This is a genomic window from Lentzea atacamensis (assembly GCF_003269295.1).
GTDB classification, from domain to species: domain Bacteria; phylum Actinomycetota; class Actinomycetes; order Mycobacteriales; family Pseudonocardiaceae; genus Lentzea; species Lentzea atacamensis.
The window spans coordinates 1,689,767-1,709,374 of the sequence record NZ_QLTT01000001.1 but is presented as its reverse complement, the minus strand read 5'-3'; the positions used below and the strand labels follow the sequence as shown (position 1 = coordinate 1,709,374).

Annotated in this window: 23 protein-coding genes; 10 read left to right on the top strand and 13 right to left on the bottom strand. The window is 68.0% G+C overall.

Annotation, left to right across the window (positions count from 1 at the left end; genetic code table 11):
- Window positions 1-200 precede the first annotated feature (200 nt).
- The 4 genes from C8D87_RS08105 to C8D87_RS08090 all read right to left on the bottom strand — a co-directional run bounded on the left by C8D87_RS08105 (window position 201) and on the right by C8D87_RS08090 (window position 5,228).
- The gene (locus C8D87_RS08105) at window positions 201-2,723 is read right to left on the bottom strand and encodes an ABC transporter permease (RefSeq protein ID WP_112226092.1); all 2,523 of its coding nucleotides are present in this window, start codon (window positions 2,721-2,723) and stop codon (window positions 201-203) included.
- Entirely contained in the window at window positions 2,716-3,489 is a 774-nt protein-coding gene (locus tag C8D87_RS08100) for an ABC transporter ATP-binding protein (RefSeq protein ID WP_112226091.1), read from the bottom strand. Before C8D87_RS08100 ends, C8D87_RS08105 begins: the two co-directional genes overlap by 8 nt.
- 220 nt (window positions 3,490-3,709) lie before the next feature.
- Complete coding sequence (locus tag C8D87_RS08095) at window positions 3,710-4,195, bottom strand: hypothetical protein (protein WP_112226090.1); 486 nt, start codon at window positions 4,193-4,195, stop codon at window positions 3,710-3,712.
- 46 nt (window positions 4,196-4,241) lie between these two features.
- Window positions 4,242-5,228: an LLM class flavin-dependent oxidoreductase gene (locus C8D87_RS08090; protein ID WP_112226089.1), complete on the bottom strand. Its 987-nt coding sequence runs from the start codon at window positions 5,226-5,228 to the stop codon at window positions 4,242-4,244.
- Between the two features lie 30 nt (window positions 5,229-5,258).
- On the opposite strand from C8D87_RS08090, the gene C8D87_RS08085 reads away from it, so the two are divergent.
- From C8D87_RS08085 to C8D87_RS08070, 5 genes are read left to right on the top strand one after another with little or no spacing between them, the layout of a single operon-like run.
- Window positions 5,259-5,528 (top strand): GNAT family N-acetyltransferase, encoded by a 270-nt coding sequence (locus C8D87_RS08085; RefSeq protein WP_112226338.1) that lies wholly within the window; start codon window positions 5,259-5,261, stop codon window positions 5,526-5,528.
- A gap of 37 nt (window positions 5,529-5,565) precedes the next feature.
- Entirely contained in the window at window positions 5,566-6,555 is a 990-nt protein-coding gene (locus C8D87_RS08080) for an MBL fold metallo-hydrolase (RefSeq protein ID WP_112226088.1), read from the top strand.
- Window positions 6,552-7,277, top strand: coding sequence for a lysophospholipid acyltransferase family protein (locus C8D87_RS08075; protein WP_233441972.1), 726 nt, complete (start codon window positions 6,552-6,554; stop codon window positions 7,275-7,277). The genes C8D87_RS08080 and C8D87_RS08075 overlap by 4 nt, the downstream gene beginning before the upstream one ends.
- Complete coding sequence (locus C8D87_RS48505) at window positions 7,274-7,408, top strand: hypothetical protein (RefSeq protein ID WP_267899836.1); 135 nt, start codon at window positions 7,274-7,276, stop codon at window positions 7,406-7,408. The genes C8D87_RS08075 and C8D87_RS48505 overlap by 4 nt, the downstream gene beginning before the upstream one ends.
- Before the next feature lie 45 nt (window positions 7,409-7,453).
- Window positions 7,454-7,894: a MarR family transcriptional regulator gene (locus C8D87_RS08070; RefSeq protein ID WP_112226087.1), complete on the top strand. Its 441-nt coding sequence runs from the start codon at window positions 7,454-7,456 to the stop codon at window positions 7,892-7,894.
- Here C8D87_RS08070 and C8D87_RS08065 read toward each other — a convergent pair.
- The 3 genes from C8D87_RS08065 to C8D87_RS08055 are packed head-to-tail and all read right to left on the bottom strand — an operon-like array spanning window position 7,869 to window position 10,961.
- Entirely contained in the window at window positions 7,869-8,309 is a 441-nt protein-coding gene (locus C8D87_RS08065) for a response regulator (protein WP_109635607.1), read from the bottom strand. The genes C8D87_RS08070 and C8D87_RS08065 overlap by 26 nt on opposite strands.
- On the bottom strand, window positions 8,302-9,819 hold the full coding sequence (locus C8D87_RS08060; RefSeq protein ID WP_233441971.1) for a sensor histidine kinase: 1,518 nt from the start codon (window positions 9,817-9,819) through the stop codon (window positions 8,302-8,304). Before C8D87_RS08060 ends, C8D87_RS08065 begins: the two co-directional genes overlap by 8 nt.
- Window positions 9,816-10,961, bottom strand: coding sequence for a PP2C family protein-serine/threonine phosphatase (locus C8D87_RS08055; RefSeq protein ID WP_112226086.1), 1,146 nt, complete (start codon window positions 10,959-10,961; stop codon window positions 9,816-9,818). Before C8D87_RS08055 ends, C8D87_RS08060 begins: the two co-directional genes overlap by 4 nt.
- 65 nt (window positions 10,962-11,026) lie before the next feature.
- Here C8D87_RS08055 and C8D87_RS08050 point away from each other — a divergent pair, with 65 nt between their 5' ends.
- The gene (locus C8D87_RS08050) at window positions 11,027-11,512 is read left to right on the top strand and encodes a GNAT family N-acetyltransferase (protein ID WP_215732270.1); all 486 of its coding nucleotides are present in this window, start codon (window positions 11,027-11,029) and stop codon (window positions 11,510-11,512) included.
- Here the strand turns inward: C8D87_RS08050 and C8D87_RS08045 are convergent.
- The 4 genes from C8D87_RS08045 to C8D87_RS08030 all read right to left on the bottom strand — a co-directional run bounded on the left by C8D87_RS08045 (window position 11,447) and on the right by C8D87_RS08030 (window position 13,879).
- Window positions 11,447-11,917, bottom strand: coding sequence for a YkvA family protein (locus C8D87_RS08045; protein ID WP_112226084.1), 471 nt, complete (start codon window positions 11,915-11,917; stop codon window positions 11,447-11,449). The genes C8D87_RS08050 and C8D87_RS08045 overlap by 66 nt on opposite strands.
- 164 nt (window positions 11,918-12,081) lie before the next feature.
- On the bottom strand, window positions 12,082-12,486 hold the full coding sequence (locus C8D87_RS08040; protein ID WP_146771654.1) for a hypothetical protein: 405 nt from the start codon (window positions 12,484-12,486) through the stop codon (window positions 12,082-12,084).
- An 83-nt stretch (window positions 12,487-12,569) separates the two neighbouring features.
- A complete protein-coding gene (locus C8D87_RS08035) occupies window positions 12,570-13,313 on the bottom strand; it encodes an anti-sigma factor family protein (RefSeq protein WP_109635618.1) in 744 nt (247 codons plus the stop codon).
- On the bottom strand, window positions 13,310-13,879 hold the full coding sequence (locus C8D87_RS08030) for a sigma-70 family RNA polymerase sigma factor (protein ID WP_030468711.1): 570 nt from the start codon (window positions 13,877-13,879) through the stop codon (window positions 13,310-13,312). The genes C8D87_RS08035 and C8D87_RS08030 overlap by 4 nt, the downstream gene beginning before the upstream one ends.
- A gap of 115 nt (window positions 13,880-13,994) precedes the next feature.
- Here C8D87_RS08030 and C8D87_RS08025 point away from each other — a divergent pair, with 115 nt between their 5' ends.
- The 4 genes from C8D87_RS08025 (at window position 13,995) to C8D87_RS08010 (ending at window position 17,737) form a co-directional block, all read left to right on the top strand.
- On the top strand, window positions 13,995-14,591 hold the full coding sequence (locus C8D87_RS08025; RefSeq protein ID WP_109635621.1) for a hypothetical protein: 597 nt from the start codon (window positions 13,995-13,997) through the stop codon (window positions 14,589-14,591).
- A gap of 62 nt (window positions 14,592-14,653) precedes the next feature.
- Entirely contained in the window at window positions 14,654-15,364 is a 711-nt protein-coding gene (locus tag C8D87_RS08020; protein ID WP_112226082.1) for a DUF4142 domain-containing protein, read from the top strand.
- Between the two features lie 160 nt (window positions 15,365-15,524).
- On the top strand, window positions 15,525-16,355 hold the full coding sequence (locus tag C8D87_RS08015; RefSeq protein ID WP_233441970.1) for a ferredoxin: 831 nt from the start codon (window positions 15,525-15,527) through the stop codon (window positions 16,353-16,355).
- Window positions 16,352-17,737 (top strand): NAD(P)/FAD-dependent oxidoreductase, encoded by a 1,386-nt coding sequence (locus tag C8D87_RS08010; protein ID WP_170154879.1) that lies wholly within the window; start codon window positions 16,352-16,354, stop codon window positions 17,735-17,737. The genes C8D87_RS08015 and C8D87_RS08010 overlap by 4 nt, the downstream gene beginning before the upstream one ends.
- Before the next feature lie 194 nt (window positions 17,738-17,931).
- Here C8D87_RS08010 and C8D87_RS08005 read toward each other — a convergent pair whose 3' ends face one another.
- Window positions 17,932-18,423, bottom strand: a complete 492-nt coding sequence (locus C8D87_RS08005; RefSeq protein ID WP_112226081.1) for a hypothetical protein — start codon at window positions 18,421-18,423, stop codon at window positions 17,932-17,934.
- Between the two features lie 200 nt (window positions 18,424-18,623).
- Entirely contained in the window at window positions 18,624-19,565 is a 942-nt protein-coding gene (locus C8D87_RS08000; RefSeq protein ID WP_112226080.1) for a beta-ketoacyl-ACP synthase III, read from the bottom strand.
- Between the last annotated feature and the right edge of the window lie 43 nt (window positions 19,566-19,608).

Genomic DNA, 19,608 nt, shown 5'->3' with positions numbered 1-19,608 from the left:
TGCTGGAGGGCATGCCGCTCACCAAGACGACGGAGCAAACGATCGAGCAGTACGAGTCGTGGCTGGTCAAGACGTGGACGCGGCTCATAGCACCTTACTGACCTCCGCGGGCGGCACTCGCGAAAAGGGGCCGCCAACCGTCCGGGAGACGGTCGGCGGCCCCGCTTGCTCAACGTGATCCGGTTCCCCTCAGGGGACGATCACTCGTAGGCGATCGCGTCCAGCACGTTGAGGCGAGCGGCCCTGATCGCGGGCAGGATCGCCGCGATCACACCGACGACCGCGGCCACCACCAGGTACTGGACCATGGTGACCCAGGGGAACCCGATCTCCGAGATGCCCTGGTCCTTCAACGCCTGCACGGTCGCGACGCCCAGCGCCGCACCGACCGCGAGGCCGAGCACCGCGCCGAACACCGAGATCACCACCGACTCGACGGTGATCATCCGCATCACCTGCGCCCGCCGCATGCCGATGGCCCGCAGCAGACCCAGCTCGCGGGTCCGCTCGATCACCGACAGCGCCAGGGTGTTGATGACGCCGAGGACCGCGATGAGGATCGCCAGCGCCAGCAGGATCTGGATCATCAGCAGGACCGTGTCGAACTGCGAGGTCGTCTGCTTCACGAACCCGCTGCGGTCCTGCACGGTGATCTCCGGGTTGTCGGCGAGCAGCGGCTCGACGCGCTTCTGCACGTCCGCCACCGCCGTCCCCGGCTTCACCTGCAGGAACGCCTGGACGATCTGGTCGGACCGGAAGTCGCGGGACGCGGACTCCGGCAGCACCAGCGCACCCTGCAGCACCTGGGTCTTGGCCCAGACGAACCCGACGGTGAACGTGCGCGGCTCCTCGCTCCTGGCCAGCTGCAGGGTCAGCGTGCTGCCGACCGAGAGGCCCTTCTCGGACGCGAGGTCCTCCGGCAGCGCGAGCTGGTTCTCCTTCAGCGGCGCGATGTCACCGTGCTTCGGCTTGAGGCCGAACATCTGCTTCATCGCGGGCACGCTTGTCGGGGCGATCGCGAACAGCTGGTCCTCGCCCTGCAGCACGCCGTCGGAGGCCCAGCCGAACGCCGAGCTCACGCCTTCTGTCTGCTCGACCTTCGTCAGCACGTCCCGCTTGAACGACGCGGGCATGCCCTCCATCTGGCCCTCGCCGGAGATGATCAGGTCGGTCTGGATCTGGCCGGCGGCCAGCTTCTCGATCGACTTGGTCGCCGACGTCAGCACCACGCTCACGCCGGTGATCAGCGAGATGCCGACCATCAGCGCGGCCGCGGTGATCGCGGTCCGGCGCGGGTTGCGCGCGGAGTTCCTGCGGCCCAGCAGTCCCGGCATCGACCACGACAGCAGCCGGCCGATCAGCGACACCATCGGCTTGGACAGCAGCGGGGTCAGCAACGCCACGCCGATGAACGCCACCAGGATGCCGCCGAAGATCAGCGGCAGCGACGCCTGCCGGAACCCGAAGCCCAGCGCCGTGCCACCCGCGGCGGCCACCAGCGCACCGGTGATCGTGATCTTCGTCAGCGGCCGGTCCGGCGTCGCCGCCTCCCGCATCGCCGCCACGGGGGCGATCCGGGAGGCCCGCAGCGCCGGCATGACCGCCGCGATCATCGTGACGACGATGCCGACCGCGAACGACGAGATCACCGCCGACATCGGCACACCGATGCCCGCGAGCTGCAGGTTCGTCCCGCCCACCGAGCTGAAGATCTTCGCCAGCAACGCGCCCACGCCGATCCCCGCCCCGAGGCCGACGATCGAGGCGATCAGGCCGATCACGAACGCCTCCAGCACGACGGACCCGATGACCTGGCGTCGTGACGCGCCCATCGACCGCAGCAGCGCGAGCTCACGCGTGCGCTGGGCGACGATGATGGAGAACGTGTTGAGGATGATGAAGATTCCGACGAACAACGCGATGCCGGCGAACCCGAGCAGCACGTAGTTGAAGAACTTCAGGCCCTCGTTGATCTGGTCGGCCTGCTCCTTCGCCAGCGTGGCACCGGTCTTCACCTCGTAGCCGGAGCCGAGCTTCGCCGCGACGGCGTTGCGCAGAGCGTCTTCCGACTGGCCGTTCGCCGCCGTCACGGTGATCGACGAGTACACGTCCTTCTTGCCCAGCAACAACTGCTGCGCGACCGGCTCGGTGAACGCCACCGACAGCTCGCCGCCCAGCGACTCGCGCCCGCCCGCGTACTCGTAGATGCCGGTGATCTTGAAGGTCTTCTTGGGCTCCAGGGTGAGCAGCGAGATGTCGTCGCCCACCCTGAACTGGCCGGACGACGCGAGGTACGCGCCGACGATGACCTCGTTGTCCGCCTGAGGGGCCCTGCCCTCCCGGATCTTCTCCTGGCCGGTGCCCGTCCAGTTGGCGCCGAACCGCGGCGCCCCGGAGGTGGTCATCACCTTGCCGTTCTTGCCGATCGGCCGCGCGGAGCCCTGCACGTCACCGACGGCCGACGCCACGCCCGGCACCGACTTCACGTCGGCGATGGCCTGGGGCGTCAGCGGTACGGGTTCCTTGCCCTTCTCCGTCTTCGGCGACACCGAAACGTCCACATTGGCGAAAGCCGACGAGAACAGGTCGGTGAACGACCGCTGCAGCGTGTCGGTCAGCACGAACGAACCGGACACGAACATCACGCCCAGCACCACCGCGAGCGCGGACAGCACCAGCCGGAGCTTGCGCGACAGCAAGCTCTTGATAGTCGCCTTAAACATGGCTGCTACCGCTGTGCTCGATCATTCCGGGTGCGTCGAGGTGCTTCATCGTGTCGAGAACTTCTTCCGCGGACGGCGAAAGGAGCTCCCGGACGATGTTGCCGTCCTTGAGGAAGATGACGCGGTCGGCGTACGACGCGGCGTTCGGGTCGTGCGTGACCATCACGATGGTCTGGCCGAACTCACGCGCGGACCGCTGCAGGAAACCCAGCACCTCGGCACCGGACTGCGAGTCCAGGTTGCCGGTCGGCTCGTCGGCGAACACCACGTCCGGCCGCGACACCAGCGCACGCGCACACGCCACGCGCTGCTGCTGGCCACCCGACAGCTGCGTCGGCCGGTGGGTCAGCCTGTCCCTCAGGCCCACCGTGTCGACGACGACGTCGAACCACGCGCGATCGACCTTCTTGCCGCCGATCGCGAGCGGCAGCGTGATGTTCTCCTCGGCCGTCAGCGTCGGCAGCAGGTTGAACTGCTGGAAGATGAAGCCGACCTTGTCGCGCCGCAGCTCCGTGAGACCGCGGTCCTTCAGCCCGGTGACCTTCGTGTCACCGATCCACACCTCGCCGCGAGTCACGTCGTCGAGGCCCGCGAGGCAGTGCATCAACGTCGACTTGCCCGATCCCGACGGCCCCATGATCGCAGTGAACCTGGACGTCTCCAGGTCGACGCTCACCCCCGCGAGCGCGGTCACGGCGGCGTCGCCGGACCCGTATTCCTTCCACACGTCAACGGCTCTGGCCGCGACTCCATCGGACGCGCTCACTGTTTGTCCCCTCCTGTGGGTCTCGTGCGCACCATCTTCGGCGACACGGGCACACCGAAGGGTCAGGTCTTCCACTGAGACGACCCTGAGATTGACCCCGGCGACCCCGCCCCCCGCCGCCACGCTGAGAGATCTCTCAGCTGCGCTGCGTGTACACGCAGATGCGGTGCGGGAGGAACGGTATTTCACTGCGGCCGCAGTGTCTTCAGCCTTCCGATGACTAGGCCGTCAACTTCCGTCGCATTGAGACGATCGGTTCCATTCTCCATGAAACCAGTTCGACGCGGAGGCCTTCCCTCAACGCGTTCTCGGCGAGCCAGTGGTCCACGTCCTCGCCGTAGGCGCGGGCCGGTCGCGGCCACCGGTCCAGCCACTCGAGGAACGCGGCGTTGCAGACGATCGGCCCGCCCGGCGGTCGCACGCCGAGCACGAGCACGGGGTCCTCTCCGGCGGCAAAAGAGGCGGCGGTGTCGTGCACGCCGCCGAAGAGGAGCCGCTCCGCACCCAACTCACGGGCTTTGTCCGCCACCCCGAAGAAAGCCGACCCGCGCCCGTGTGCGCGCACCACCAGCTGGTGCGCACGGAAGTCGGTGTCGAGGAACTCATCGGCGTACGTGCCGTCATCGGCCAGCACCAGCACGTTCGTGCCGCCGGGGAGTGCCCCGACCTGACCTGGATGCGTGATGCCGATGACGGTGATGCCCACGACCTCAATCGTGACGGCTGTGTGTTAACCCTTGGCAGCGCCGGCGTTAAACAAGTTTCGGCAGCACTTCCGCACCGAACAGGCGGATCGTCTCGATGACGGAGTCGTGCGGCATGCCGCCGATGTCCACCATCACCAGGTGCGTGTCGATGGACAGCTGCTGCGCCAACGCGTTCAGGCGCGCCGCCACCTCGTCCGGCGTCCCGCACACCGCCGCGCCGTCCATGATCGCGTCCACGTCGACGGCACCGTCCCCGCGCCACGGATCGGCGAACCGCGCGTACTCGGCCAGATGCGGCCGCCACCGTTCCCGCGCGTCCTCGTGCGCCACGAAGACGTGACTCGGCACGCCGACCCGCCCGCCGGGGAAGCGTTCGCGGTAGTGCCGCACGACGTCGGCGTAGATGGAGGGATCCCGCAGCGTCGACGGCAGCATCAGCGGCATCTTCAGCTCGGCGCCCAGATTCGCGGACACCGCCGACCCCGACCCGATCCACACGGTCGGCCGCGGCAGCTGCACCGGCCGCGGCGTCGTGGTCACCTGGCTCAGCGGGCCGCGGAACCGGCCGTCCCAGCTCACGCCGGGTTCCTCGAGGAGCTTGATCAGCAACCGCAGGTGTTCCTCGAACCGCTCGCGCAGCTCGCCGGGCTGCACCCCGAACGCCGCGTCCGTCTGCTGGTCGACCCCGCGCGCCACGATCAGCTCGGCCCGGCCGTTGGACAGCACGTCCAGGGTGGCGAGGGACTCGGCGACCAGCACGGGGTCGCGGTGGGCGAGCAGCGTCACGCCGGTGGAGAGCTTGAGCGTGGACGTCCGCGCCGCCACCCAGGCGAGCAGCAGTTCCGGTGCCGACACGATGTAGCGGGTGAAGTGGTGCTCACCGATCGCGACACCCGTGAAGCCCGCCTCCTCGGCCACGACCGCCTGCTCGACCATCGCCCGCAGCCGGTCGGCCTGGGGCACTTCCTCACCCGTGCACGGGTTGGGCAGGTGGTCACCCAGGATCAGCAGGTAGACGTCCATGCCCGTCATTTTCCATCCGTCCGGGGCAAGATGGTCGGCATGGTCATCAACAACGAGACGGACAGCCGGTACGAGCTCCACGTCGACGGTCAGCTGGCCGGTCAGCTCGACTACCAGCTCATCGGTGACGTCATCGCGTTGACGCACACCGAGGTCGACGAGGCGTACGCCGGTCAGGGCCTCGGCGCGCAGCTCGCGAAGTTCGCGCTCGACGACGCGCAGGCCCGTGGTCTCAAGGTCTCGCCGATTTGCCCGTTCGTGGCGAAGTACATCGACAAGCACCCGGAATACCGTGTTACCGTCCGGTAAGAATTACTTGCAAGCGCTAACAATGAGGTGAGCGGGCGTGTGGAGTGAACCGGGCGCGTTCGAGGTGGCACCAGGCGTGCACCGCATCCCGCTGCCGTTGCCGAACGACGGCCTGCGCGCGGTCAACGTCTACGCGATCGAGGACGGCGACGGCCTGGTCATGGTCGACTCCGGCTGGGCGCTGGACGAGGCACGTGACCAGCTGGAAGCCGCGCTGGGCACGCTGAACAAGGGCTTCGAGGACATCCGCAGGTTCCTCGTCACGCACGTGCACCGCGACCACTTCACGATGGCGGTGTCGCTGCGGCGCATGTTCGGCGCCAAGATCGGGCTCGGCCTCGGCGAGCAGCCCTCGTTGCGGCACATCCTGCACGGGCAGGAAGACCAGCACGTCGACGACCTGCGCAAGTGGGGCGCGAGCGAGCTGGCGGAGACGTGGATCAAGATCATGCACCACGTCGACCGCGGCGAGGCCCTGCGCGACTACGAGGAGCCGGACGAGTGGTTGGTCCGGGGCAAGGTCGGCCTCGAACACCGCGAGCTGGAGGTCGTTCCGACGCCCGGCCACACCCGAGGTCACGTGGTGTTCGTGGACCACACCGCGAAGGTGCTGTTCTCCGGCGACCACGTGCTCCCGCACATCACGCCGTCGATCGGCTTCGAGCCGTTGCGCCCCGAACTGCCGCTCGGCGACTACATGACGTCGCTCAGGCTCACCCGTGAGCTGCCGGACCTGCGCCTGCTGCCGGCCCACGGCCCGGTGACGGACAGCTCGCACGCCCGCGTCGACGAGCTGCTGCACCACCACGAACAGCGCCTGGAGGAGATCCTCAAGGCGGTCAGCGGCTCGGCGTTCGAGACCGCCCGCAAGATCGGGTGGACCCGCCGCCAGCGCCGGTTCGACGACCTCGACATGTTCAACCAGGTGCTCGCGATCGGGGAGACGGCCGCGCATCTCGATGTTCTGGTCGAACGTGGCGAATTGACCCGAACGATGAACGGCGGCGTGCTCGAATACCAACCGTGACACCGCTGGAGCTGGCCGCCTGGACCTGGAAGATGCCCCGGAGAGGCAGGGGCTTCTGGTTCTCGCTGGCGATCGACGTGCTGTGGCCGATCGTCGTGCTCTTCGTTCGTCTGCGGGTGCGCGGCAGGCAGCACGTACCGGGCAACGGCGGCGTGATCCTCGCGTTCAACCACCTGTCCAACTCCGACACGGTCGCCGCCGTGGTGTTCGCGCTTACGTCCGGCCGGGTGCCGCGCGTGCTCGCGAAGGCGTCGCTGTGGCGTATGCCGGTCATCGGCCGGGTCATGCGCTCGGGCGGTCACATCCCGGTGGAACGCGGCACGGTCAAAGCGTCCGAGGCCCTCAAGCCGGCCGTGGAGGCGCTCCAGAACGGCGAGTGCGTGATGGTGTTCCCCGAGGGCACCTTCACCGACGACCCGGAGGGCTGGCCGATGAAGGGCAAGTCCGGCGTCGCGCGCATGGCGCTGGAGAGCCAGGTGCCCGTGATCCCGGTGGCCGAGTGGGGCACGCAGGACCTGCTGCCCAGGGGCACGATCCTGCCGAGGCTGTTGCCGCGCAAGAAGGTCGACGTGGTCGCCGGCGCGCCGGTCGACCTGTCCGACCTGTACGACCTCGAGCTGACCGCCGAGGTGCTGGACGAGGCCACCGCACGGGTGATGGCCGCCATCACGACCATGTTGTCGGGCATACGTGCCGCGCAATCGGGTAGCCAGAGAACATGACTGCGCCGAATGTGACCATCAGGCCTGGAGGAGACGGGCTCTGGGCGTCTGTCGTCCCCGAACCACGAGAAGACCAGGAGTGGGTCGTCCAAGCCGACGACGATCCGTTGATCGTCCGCGGCGTCGACTGACTCGCTGTCTAGACATACTAGACGCGTCTAGCTAGCCTAGACGCCATGACCCTCGACGAGGAGTTGCTGGCGGCGGCGCGCAAGGCGTGCACCGCGGCCGCGGCCGCACAGGACCGGGCCGACATCGCCAAGGCCGTCTACCACCACACCGTGCTGCGCCTGCACCGCGCCGGCGGTTCGATGCGCGAGATCGCGGAAGCGCTGAAGATGAGCCATCAGCGCGTGCATCAGATCGTCGAGCATTCGAAGCGCACCGAGCTGTGTTCGTTCTGCGGCCGCAGCGGCGGTGACGTCGACAAGATGATGGCCGGCCCGAGCACGATGATCTGCGACATCTGCGTCGCGTCGCTCCAGGTCGCCGAGGACGGCGAGTGCTCGTTCTGCGGCGAGACCAGGCCCGTCCACGAGAGCGGGACCGTACGGATCTGCCGGCACTGCCTCGACTTCAGCGCCGCCGTGATCAGCGCGGCAGCTTCACCACGGTGACGAAGAAGTCGTCGATCTGGCGGACGACCTCGATGAACCTGTCGAAGTCCACCGGCTTGGTGACGTACGCATTGGCGTAGAGGCTGTAGCTGCGCAGGATGTCCTCCTCCGCCTCCGAGGTCGTCAGCACCACCACGGGAATCGACCGCAGCTCGGGATCGCCCTTCACCTCGGCCAGCACCTCGCGGCCGTCCTTGCGGGGCAGGTTCAGATCGAGCAGGATCAGCCCCGGCCGGGGAGCCTCGGTGTACCGGCCCTCGCGCCGCAGGAACTCCAGCGCCTCCACACCGTCCTTCACCACGTGCAGAACGTTGCGGATCTTGTGGTGCTCGAACGCCTCCTGCGTCATCAGCGCGTCGCCGGGGTCGTCCTCGACGAGCAGGACGTCGATCACGTTCAACGATGCTTCAGTCATGCGTTTCCTCAACCAGGTCTTCCAGGGCGACGGGCAGCGTGAACTCGAACGTCGTCCCGGCGTCCACATCGGTCTTCAGCCAGATGGTGCCGCCGTGGTACTCGACGATCTTCCGGCACATCGCCAGCCCGATGCCCGTGCCCGGGTAGGCGTCCTTCGGGTGCAGGCGCTGGAAGATGACGAAGATCCGGTCAGCGTACTCCGGCTCGATCCCGATGCCGTTGTCACGTACGGAGAACTTCCAGAGATCGCCGTCGGGTTCGGCGCCGATGGTGATCACCGGCGTCTCGCTGCCTCTGAACTTCAACGCATTGCTTATCAGGTTCTGGAACACCGCGCTGAGCAGAGTCGCCTCACCTCGCACGGAAGGCAGGTCGCCAACGACGTCGACGCGGGCGCCGGTTTCCTCGATGCGCTCGGAGAAGTTGTCCACCACTTGGCGCACTACCTCACCCAGGTCGACCATCGTGCGTTCGCGGGTGATCCGGCCGACCCTGGAGAACGCCAGCAGGTCGTTGATCAGCCCCTGCATCCGCTTGGCGCCGTCGACGGCGAACTCGATGTACTGGTCGGCGCGCTCGTCGAGCTTGCCGCCGTACCGTCGTTGCAGCAGCTGGCAGAACGACGCCACCTTGCGCAGGGGCTCCTGCAGGTCGTGGGAGGCGACGTAGGCGAACTGCTCCAGCTCGGAGTTCGACCGTTGCAGCTCGGCGGAGGCCGCGTCCAATGTGGCCAGCTCCTGCACGATGCGGCGGCGCATGGCGTTGACGTCTTCGCCGAGCATGACGGTTTCGCGCGGGCCGTTCACATCGATCTCGTGCTGGAAGTCTCCGGACGCGACCTGGCGGACCTGCTCGGCGAGTTCCGCGAGCGGCGCGACCAGCAGGCGGTACAACAGCAACGACAGTCCGCCGATCACCGCGACCAGCAACACGCCCATGCCGATCACCAGCCACAGCACGACCTTCGCGGCGTGTTCGACGTCCTGGCGCGCCGTCTCGCCGAGGCTGCCGATGTCGGCCTGCACCGCACCGGCCTCGCTGCGGAGCTGGTCGGACAGCGCCTTGCCGCGATCGGTGTCCGATACGAGTGTGCCGGCCGGACCGGACTGCCGGACACCCGCGATCGCGGGCTCCGCGTACTGCGACCGCCACTGCCGCGTGAGCTCCTCGATGCGGCTCACCCGGCCGTTGACGTCGCCGACGAGGCGTTTCACGTCCTGCGCGGCCTGCACCTCGGCGGTCTGCCCGTCGAGGTACGGTTTGAGGAAGTCCTGTTCGCCGGTCAACACGTAACCGCGCAGGCCGGTCTCCTGGTCGAGCAGCGCGCGGTTCAGGTCCTTCGCCCGGCGCTCCGCCGGTGCGATCCGGTCGATCGACTGTTTCCGCGCATCGCTCAGCGAGTCCAGTGCGACGACCGTCGACGCGATCGCCACCGCTGTCATGGCCAGCAGGATCGTGACGATGGCGGTCAGCAGCCTGCTCGCAGGCAGCCTCTCCGTCAGCTTCACGCGGGGTCCTTCAGCAGCAGCACGGCCATGTCGTCGTCGAGTTCCCCTCCGTTGAGCTTGGTCACCTCCGCGATCAGCGGGTCCAGCCAGTCAGGCCCTCGCCGCAGTTGGTCACGCAGGATCTCGCACAGGCGCTCGACACCGAGCCGATCGGTGTCACCGGGTACCCGGCCCTCGATCAGTCCGTCCGTGAAGCAGACGAGCTGCCAGCCAGGGGGCAACGGCACGTCCACACCGGTCCACGCGTAGTCCGGCAGCACGCCCAGCGGCACGCCGACCTTGCACTTCGGCAGGTCGACGATCTGCTGGCCGACCACCAGCAACGGCTCCGGGTGGCCGGCCAGGAAGTAGCGCGCGGACCGCCGGTCCGGTGCCACGGTGACCACGCACGCGGTGGTGAAGATGCCCTCGCCGTGTCGTTCGGCGACGAGCACCTGGTCGAGCGTCCGCAGCACCTTCTCCGGAGGTTCTCCTGCGAGCACCAGGGCACGCCACGCGATGCGCAGGCAGACGCCGAGGGCGGCCTCGTCGGGGCCGTGGCCGCAGACGTCGCCGATGATCGCGTGCACCGAGCCGTCCGGCAGCCCGACCGCGTCGTAGAAGTCGCCGCCCAGCAGCATCCGCTGGCCACCGGGCTGGTAGCGCACCGCGAGGTCGAGGTCGGAGCCCTTCAGCAGCGGGGGAGGGAGCAGGCCGCGTTCGAGACGGGACCGTTCCGCGGCGAGCAGCTTGGCCTCGCGCAGCTGGAACTGGGCGTCGTCGGCGCGCCGCCGTTCGACCGCGTACCGGACACCGCGCAGCAGCAGCTCGCCGTCGACCTGGCCCTTGATGAGGTAGTCCTCCGCACCGGCCGAGACCGCGTCGATGCCTTCGCGTTCGTCGTCCAGCCCGGTCAGCACGAGGATCGCGGGCGCGTCCGGCTTGCTGAGCAGCCGGTGCAGGCTGTCGAGCCCGTGCGCGTCGGGAAGGCCCAGGTCGAGCAGCACACACTCGGCGTCGGAGAGAAGGCGCTCCGCCTCAGCCAGTGAGCGGGCGCGCGACAGGATGAACGGCGCCCTCGCCTCTTCGAGCAGTGCCTCGACGAGCAGGGCGTCGCCATCATCGTCCTCGACCAGGAGGACCCGCACGGTTCTGGTTCGCATCAGGTCGGACTTTAACGTTATTCAGGTGCGGCGTTCGCGTCCGACCTACCAGGATTGCGCGCGTGTTGATCCGTCTCGTCCAACCAGCCGAACTGCCGTACCTCCAGGAGATCGAAGTCGCGTCCGGAGAGCCGTTCCGCGACATCGGCATGCCGGAGATCGCGGATGACGACCCGATGTCCCTGGAAGCGCTGGCAGAGCACGAAGTCTGGGTCGCGGTGGGCGAGCAGGGCGTGCCTCTCGCGTTCATCGCGGTGGGTGACGTGGACGGCGCGAAGCACGTCCACCAGGTCAGCGTGCACCCCTCACACGCACGCCAGGGGATCGGTGCGGCGCTGATCGAGCACGTGAAGCGCGGCGGGCACGCGGTGACGCTGACGACGTTCCGTGACGTGCCGTGGAACGCTCCGTACTACGAACGCCTCGGCTTCCGGCCGGTGACCGAGACGTCGCCCGGCCTGGCTGCGATCATGCGCGAGGAGGCCTCACGGGGACTCGATCCCGCGGCTCGGGTCGCGATGGTCCTTCTCCCAGCGCAGGAACGAACCTGACGCGATCGAAAGGCTGCTGAGCAGCCACACCGCGACCCCGGCGTCGTCGGTGACCCCGATCACCGGCAGGAGCTCCGGCACGACGTCGATCGGCGACACCAGGTACACCAGCGCGACCGCCCACATCATCACCTGGCTGCGCGGCAGCTCCGGGTACTTGCCGCTGCGCCAGGCCTTCCACAGGCGTGGCAACGCCTTCGCGCGCTGGATCGGGTTGCCGACCGGGCCGGGGCCCTTCTGACCGCGTTTGCGCCGGTTGCGCAGCACGCCCAGCACCGCGAACACCAGGCCGAGCGGGATCATCACCCAGCCGACGACGGTGGGGCTGAGCCCGCCCAGGCTCGCGGTGCGGAACAGCAGGATCAGCAGACCTGACAGGGAGATGAGCGATCCGAAGATGACCACAGTGCCGCGGCCTCCAGCCTTTGCCTCGTGTGTCGCCGTTCAGACGGGTGCATCGCGGTGCCGGCCCCGCGTCCTCGTACTGGTTGTCCGTGGATGCGGGGCCGGTGCCGCGAGGCGCCCTGCCGGGCGCCGGAAGACGCGGTGAAAGTTGGAGGCCGCGGCACTCAACTCGGCTCCTGGAAGAGCATCGTTGGCGCTGGCTTGTGCGGCTGCTTCTGCTGCTGCGCCTCTGGCTGCTTCAGCTCGATGACGGGTTCCGGTTCGGGCACCGGATCCTCCTTCACCACCGGCTTGCGCGCGGCCTTCACCGGCGCCGGGAGGTCCAGAGCGGCGCGCGCGTTGGAGATCCAGACCTTCTGCATGGCCTCGTCCTTGCTGCCCGCCGCGGTCGCGGCGAGTCCGGAGAGGACACCGCGGATGCGCGGGACCAGCGCTGGATGACGCCGGATCGCCTGCCACACAGCGTGATCGCCCGGTAGCCGGGCGGACACGAGCTGCTTGACCTGAGCACGTAGCTCCTCTGTGGACAGATCGAGCCAGCGCTCGACAGCTGACGGGCCAATCGCCACGTGCACAGCCTCCCCAAAAACGACAACCGCCCCCACAGGATCTCACGGATCCCGCAGGGGCAGTGGTCTGGTGTCCGGAAGCGTCAGGAAGCGACGGCCTCGAGCAGGGTCTTGCCGTTCTCGTCGACGATCCGGAACGTCGCGATCTCGTGCCAGCGCATGGCCACGTTCGCCTGCAGGCGGATGGTCTTGGAGTCGCCCGCGACCGGCTCCGGCGCGTACCAGGAGGTGACCTGGGCGACACGGCCCGCGCGCCCGACGGCGACGAGCGAGCCCCGGCTGGGGCCGGTCATGCCGCTGACCTCGATGTCCATCGAGGTGCCCCACGGCTCGTCCGAAGCGGTGATCTTCGTGAAGACACCGCTGTTGGGGTCTTGCTGCTGCACCTTCATCGACGAGTCGGTGGAGTTGTTCGCCACACGAGTCTGCGATGTCGTGGTGCCGGGGTTCGGGGGCGCTGCCTGGTTCGAACCGTCCTCGCCGCCACGTACGACCAGCGAGGTGACGACAGCCGTCACCGCCACGATGCCGGCGGCGGCGGCCGCGACACCCTGGGCGACGAACCACCGTCTGCGCTTCCTGCGCGCCGCGACGGCGTCGAGCATGACCCGCACCGACTTGCCGTCCGGGCGTTCCGGAGCTGTTCCGCGCAGCATTCCGCCCGCGTCGGCCTCGTCGATGAGGTCCGGCACCACCGCGAAGTCGCGCAGGTCAAGAGCACACCGCCGACATTCGGTCAGGTGGTTCTCGAACGCCTCCACCTCATCGGCATCGAGGATGCCGAGCACGTAGGCGGCGACGTCGAGGTGATCTGGTGCCGTTGTCACCGCGTCTCTCCCCGATCGTGCAACGCACGCCGCAACGCACGGAGCGCGTAGTACACCCTCGACTTGACCGTTCCCGGTGGCACACCCAGTGCCGCCGCGGCCTCACCGACGGTGCGGTCCCGCAGATATGTCTCGAGAATAGCCTCCCTGTGTTCCTCTGAGAGACCGTTCATCGCCTCGGCGACGACGATCGCCGCGAGGGTGCGATCCTCCTCGCCGCCCGATGGCGACTCGTCCGAAGGGGTCAGTTCGAACTCCTGCGGACGGACGCTCCTCTTACGTCTGTCGTCAATGACCAACCGCCTTGCCACCGTGAACAACCACGACCGCAGGAGCACGGGGTCACGTTCGAGTTTTTCGGCGTTGCGCCATGCCCTGACCAGGGTTTCCTGCACGATGTCCTCGGCCCACTGACGATCATGGCCCGTCAACCTCATGCAGTGCCCGAGCAGGGCGCTGCCGAATTCCTCGTACAGCCGACGGATCAACTCTTCCTCGAGGGATCCCGGTCTTGGTGATTGTTCGTCTAACTCTCGTTGACGTCTATGCCGCGCCACGGGGGACATCCTTGCCTCATGAACCGGCGGAAGTCGAGAGGCAAATATTCCTCACGAACTTCGTGAACCGTTGCCGGATCGTGTCCGTACTCCTCGGTACCCCCAGCCGAGAAAGGACCTGCCGATGCGACGTGGTCGAGCCATCACCGCCCTGGCGGCACTGGCTGTCAGCCTCACCGCGTGCGGTAGCACCCAGACTCCTCCCGGAGGGGCGGCAACGGGCGGCTTGCAGGCCAAACCCGCTGATCTGGGCGGTACGAACATGTACTTCATCGCGCACACCGACCAGATGGGCTGGTTCGTCACCGACGCCGAAGGGCTCCCGCTCTACCGCTTCGACAGGGACACCCCCAAGCCGTCCAAGTCGAACTGCGAGGGCGAGTGCGCGAAGGCGTGGAAGCCGGTGCTCGCGGACAAGGCACCGATGGCGACCGGGGTCGACCCGATCTCCATGGGCGTCCTGACCAGGCCGGACGGCACCAAGCAGCTCACCATCGCCGGTTTCCCGCAGTACACCTACGCCGAGGACAAGGTCGCCGGCGACATGAAGGGTCAGGGAAAGAACGGAACGTGGTGGGTCACCGCCCCGAACGGCGCCAAGATCACCGGCGGTAAAGCGCAGAACAACAGCAAGAGCAGCAGCAAGCCGAGCACGTCCCCGAGCCCGAACAACGGTCAGGCACCGCCGCCTGCGCCGACGTCGGGCGCCCCCGGCTACTGAGCCCACTGCTCGATCTTCAGAACCCCTACCGACTTCCACTGAACAACGAGGACATCAAGACGATGACCAGAGCCCTCGCCACCGTCTTGGCGATGTTGTTCCTCTTCTCCGGCGTGACCGTCACGGCTCAAGCGCAGCCCGCGGACACCGGTGGAGTGCAGGACACGCCGACGGGTCCGTTGACCGCGAACGACCGCGAACTCCTGGTGAAGGTCCGCCAGGCGGGCCTGTGGGAAATGCCCATGGGTGAGCTCACCGCCACCAAGGGGTCGAACGCGCGGGTCAAGCAGATCGGCAAGATGATCATGCTGGACCACATGATGCTGGACGCGGCGACGAAGAAGGCCGCCGCGACGCTGGGTGTGACCATTCCCGACGTGCCGAGCCCGGCGCAGCAGTCGTGGATGGACGAGATCAGCGCGCTCGACGGAGACGCGTTCGACCAGGCGTTCGTCGCCCGGCTGCGGGCCGCGCACGGTCAGGTCTTCATGTTCGTCGCCAAGGTGCGCTCGCAGACCCGCAACGACACGATCCGCCCGTTCGCGCAGGCCGGTATCGACGTTGTGATGAAGCACATGACGTTGCTGGAGAGCACCGGTCTCGCGGGCGACTCGTCCTTCGCGGAACCCCAGCCCGCCGGCGGCATCATCAACGCCTCGCTGGCCTCCGGTGAGGGGCCGAACATGTGGGTGATCCTGACGGTCACCGCCGCGGGAGCGGTCCTCACGATCCTCCTGCTCCGAGTACTCCGCCCGCGACGACCGGTGCGGTAGGTCAGCAAGACCCCGTCAGAAAACGGGAAACGGAGGTGGTGTCCCAAGGTCAGAGGCACTCCAACGCGGACCTGTTCCCACCCGCCCGGCCCTGATGTGTCCACTCCTGCACGACAGGACCGGGCGGGTTCCCGCGAGAAGTTCTTTTCCGGAGGAAGAGTTGCTGTCCAGCCAGATTCCGCTCCTGGTGGCCCAGTCGTCCGAGTTCGACTCGGGCGTCAAGAAGATGGCCCAGATCTCCGCCAGGCTGGCTTACGTCCTGATGTGCGCCACCTTGTCCTGGGGTGTGCTGATCGCGACCGGGTGGGCGGAGAAGCTCACCGGCCGTGAAGGACTGAAGAACGGGCACATGGTGCTCGCCTCACTGGCGATCGCTTTCGGCTCCATCCACGCGTTCGCCTTCACACTGATCCAGACCGGCACGTTCAGCTTCATCAAGCTCGTCCTGCCGTTCGTCGACGGCGGTCTGTTCCGGCACGCGCTCGGCATCCTCGGCCTGGAGGTCATGCTCGCGATCGCCGTACTGGCCTCCATGCGACACAAAGTCTTCTACCGCAAGTGGCTGCGGTTCCATCAGACCGCCTACATCGCGGTGGGCATCACCGTGGTCCACTCCTGGTTCGGCGCCATCGCGAACGGCAACCTGTCCGTGCTGTGGCTCGCCGGCCTCACCGTCCTCGTCCCGACCGCGACCCTGGCCCTGGCCCGCTTCCTGCCGCCCGATGTGCTCATGCGCATCGGCATGCTCGACACCGAGCGCGGCAAGGAACCCGGCGTAGGCGAGGGCGACGCGATGGACGTGAGCGTCAACAACGAGAAATGCCACCGCTACGGCACCTGCCAGGCGGAGGCCCCGGACGTCTTCCAGCTGATCGAAGACAACCGCCTGACCTACAACCGCCGGCCGCCGGAGGAGCACTTCGCCCAGGCCCGAGCGGCGCAGCGCGCGTGCCCGATGCGCGCGATCGAGATCAGGGAGCGAGTGAAGTGAGCGAACGGATCGTGGTCGTCGGCGGCGGGCTCGGAGGAGTCCGTTCCGCGGAACGGCTGCGGGAGATGGGTTTCGACGGGCAGATCACGATCCTGTCGGCGGAGCGCCACCTCCCGTACCACCGCCCATGCCTGTCGAAGCAGATCATCACGGGTGAATGGCACCCCGACGACGCGTTGCTGTCGTTCTCCGGCGATCTCGACGCCGAGTGGCGCCTGAACTCGCCGGCCCTGCACCTGGACCCGAAGACGCAGTCCGTCTGGGTGCCCGGCGGCGAGGAGATCAAGTACGACGGCATGATCATCGCCACCGGGGTCGACGCCAGGGCGATGGGCGGGGCGCCGCGCCACGACCCGCGGGTGCACGTGCTGCGGACGCTGGACGACGCGGTCGCGATCCGCAAGAACATCCGGCAGTCGCAGGGCCTCGTCGCCGTCATCGGTGGCGGCTTCATCGGCTGCGAGCTCGCGTGTTCGGTTCGTCACATGGGCCGCGACGTGGCGCTGATCGTCCGGTCGCCCGCGCTTCTGGGCGGTGTCGTCGGTGACGACATCGGCAAGAAGATCACCGAGGCGCACGTCGAGCACGGTGTGCGTCTGGCCACCGGTGTCGGCATCAAGCACTGGGTGCGCCAGCCCGGCGGTATCGGCATCCATCTCTCGGACGGCCAGGTCTTCTTCGCCTCCTGTGTCGTCCTGGCCGTCGGCGCCTCACCGGCCGTCGACTGGCTGCGCGGCTCCGGTCTGGTCATCGAGGACGGCGTCCTCTGCGACGCCACCAACCACGTGGTCGGCGCCGAGAACATCGTCGCGTGCGGCGATGTCGCCCGGTGGCCCAACCTGCGCTTCAACGGCGCGGTGCGCCGTGTCGAGCACTGGCTGAACGCCGTCGAGGGCGGACGCGCCGCCGCCGAGAACCTGCTGGTGGGCCGTTCGCACGCCAAGCCGTACACGCCGGTGCCCCGGTTCTGGACCGAGCAGTACGGCATGCGGGTCCAGGGCGCCGGACTGCCCGTCCTGGGTACCGACACCACCGACGTGAACGGCCTCACCGGCTTCATCGCCGACGGCAAGCTCGTCGGCATCGTGGGTCTCGAATCCCCAGGCAAGATCATCACCGAGACCCCGGAACTCTTCCGCCAGAACACGGTCGACGCGAACCGTCCGGTGTGGACCCAGCCGGCCGAGGAGGAGACCAAGGTCGCCTCCACCCCGGAAGTTCTCCCGACCACCCAGATCCCAGTTCCCGAACCGGTCGCCGCCCGCGCATCATCCGTTCCCCCGTCCGTCTCGTCGTCGATGTCCCCGCCTTTGCAGCGGCGGAGGCATTCACGCTCGAGGCCGGAGATGGTGCGAGTGGGCGGAGGACGCGCGAGGCCTTAACCCGGTCAGGAGGCATGTACCAGTCGGCACAGGGCAAGCGGGGACGGCGAACTCCGACGTCGCTGCGTTGGCCAGGTGGCGGACCGATGACGCCACGCGGCGATGCGCTCGTTCCCGCGCCGGCTGGTGAACCTCCTTCTCGTGCGTCACCAACGGTGTGGCGGCTCGGCGGGCTCCCGAGCCGCCACACCGGCCTATTTGCTGGATGCTTCACTCGACCCGTGCGACGCAGACTTTGATCTTGTGGCCGGGCCGGGTAGCCTTCGCGCTGGTTGCGCCCAGTCGCAGCTGAACCTGAGGCGGAGGAACAGCATGTCCGGCCGCAGGACGCGGATTCTGATCTTGACCACGCCATCGGTGTTGCCGCGGTCGTCGGTCACCACGCACACCTCGTGCCAGCTTGTCATCTGGTAGAAAAGCCTCTCCACGCGCCTGATGTGCGCGCAGTAGCGGCGGACCAGCTGCCTGTGTTCTTCGAGTTCGCGCCGCAGCGCACTGCGATCGGCGAGCAGGATGAGACCGAGTGACGTGACGGTGAAAAGGGCCACCAAGAGCGCCGCAGACTTGATGAGCAGACTTCCGAACACCGCGCCTGGAAGTGCCGCGACGGACAGGATGCCCAGGACCGCTTTGGCGATGGCCGGTGGGAGGTAGTCGTCCAGCCAGGAGATGAAGTCCCGCAGCATTTCACCCCCCGACTACTGTCCGCAAAGTCCTCTTTGACGGAGTGTGCCGCACCGGGGTCGGTGATCTCGCGAGTTGTCACTCGAACGCCGACGGCCGGCATCCGAGTCGCACCCAGCTGGGCGAGACGCCGCGTACGCCACGTGACGGAGTTCGTCCTCCGTGCGCAGACAGTGCCTGGGGGTGCTCGTTCAGCGCGCCTTCACGGGCAGGTGACGACCTGGCCGGCCCACGAGAGCCCGCCGCCGAACGCGAAGAGCAGCACCGGCTGACCGGACGGCAGCTCACCCCGTTCGACCATTTTGGACAGTGCCAGCGGCACGGAAGCGGCTGAGGTGTTGCCGGAGTCCACCACGTCGCGCGCGATCACCACGTCGTCGCGCAGCTCGAGCTTGCGGGTCATGGCCTCGATGATGCGGAGGTTGGCCTGGTGGGTGACGATGCCGGCGAGGTCGGTGGTGGCGATGCCCGCGCGTTCACAGGCCTGCGCCGCCACGGCCGGGAGTTCGCTGGTGGCCCAGCGGAACACGGCCTGGCCCTCCTGGGCGAAGCGCGGCTGCCAGGCGTCGACCAGGCGGACGGCGTTGTTGCGGGTCGGGTCGGAGCCCCAGGTGACCGGGCCGATCTGCGGCTCGTCGGATGCGCTCAGCACCGCGGCGCCCGCGCCGTCGCCCAGCAGGATGCAGCTGGCGCGGTCGGTCCAGTCGGCCAGGTCGGACATCTTCTCGGCGCCGATGACCAGCGCGTGCTGGGCGGCACCCGCCCGCAGGGTGTGGTCGGCCGTCGCGAGGGCCGTGCAGAAGCCGGCGCAGGCGTTGTTGAGGTCGAAGCAGACCGCGCTGGGCACGTTCAGGCGGGCGGCGACCTGCGCGGCGATCGACGGGCAGCGGTCGATCGCGGAGCAGGTGGCGACGATGATCTGGCCGATGGCCGCGGGTTCCAGGCCGGACGCGGCGAGCGCCTTGGCTGCTGCCGAGGCCGCCATGTCCGTGACCGACTCGTCGTCGGCGATGCGGCGGGTGGCGATGCCGGTGCGCTGGCGGATCCACTCGTCGTTGGTGTCGACCATCTTCTCCAGGTCGGCGTTGGTCAGCATGCGCTGCGGCTGGTGGTGACCGAGCGCGACGACACGGGATCCGGACAAGGTGAGCTCCTTCGGCGAGACGACGACGCGAATATAGCAACCG